The organism is Pseudomonas sp. CFBP13509 (assembly GCF_005233485.1).
Taxonomy (GTDB): Bacteria; Pseudomonadota; Gammaproteobacteria; order Pseudomonadales; family Pseudomonadaceae; genus Aquipseudomonas; species Aquipseudomonas marginalis.
The window spans coordinates 1-764 of record NZ_QGAA01000055.1 but is presented as its reverse complement, the minus strand read 5'-3'; the positions used below and the strand labels follow the sequence as shown (position 1 = coordinate 764).

1 protein-coding gene is annotated in these 764 nt (G+C 66.0%); it reads right to left on the bottom strand.

What is annotated here, in order from left to right; genetic code table 11:
• On the bottom strand, positions 1 to 764 hold a 764-nt coding region (locus tag PspCFBP13509_RS31315; protein ID WP_137213203.1), incomplete at both ends, for an AMP-binding protein.

The window sequence follows — 764 nt, the reverse complement described above, 5'->3', positions numbered from 1 at the left end:
TCCTGGGCCACCACCACGGTTTCACCGACGTTGTCCTGCTCACGCAGGCGCGCTTCGATTTCCCCCAGTTCGATGCGGAAACCACGGATCTTCACCTGGTGGTCGACACGCCCGAGGTAATCCACCACGCCATCCGGGCGGCCACGGGTCAGGTCGCCGCTGCGATACACGCGACTGCCCGGCTTGCCGAACGGGTCCGGCACGAAGCGTTCGGCGGTCAGCGCCGGACGTTCCAGGTATCCACGGGCCACGCCCTCGCCGCCCAGGTACAGCTCACCGGCGACGCCGATGGGTTGCAGGTTGAGTTGCGCGTCCAGCACGTAGCCGCTGCGGTTGCCCAATAGCGTACCAATCGGTGCATAGACGGCGCCGCAGGGGTCGCCCTTGCGCGCTTTCCACAGCAACGGCGTGACCACGGTTTCGGTCGGGCCGTAGCCGTTGAACAGGTAGGTCGGCTTGAGCGCGCGCCAGGCCAGGTCGTAGCTGGCTTGCGCCACCGCATCGCCGCCAAAGCAGTACACACGCACTTTCGGTGGGTTGCCGTCGCGCTCGGCATGCTCGGCCAGTTGTTGCAGGTACACCGGCGGGAACACCGCCATGGTCACGTTGTGACGGTGCATCTGCGCGTAGGTGTACTCGGGCAACCACAGGCTGTCGTCACGGACCAGCACGCTGGCGCCGTTGATCAGCGGGTGCATCCAGCCTTCGTGGGAGCCGTCGAAGGCGAACGACATGAAGTGCAGTTCGCAATCGGCCGGCGATGT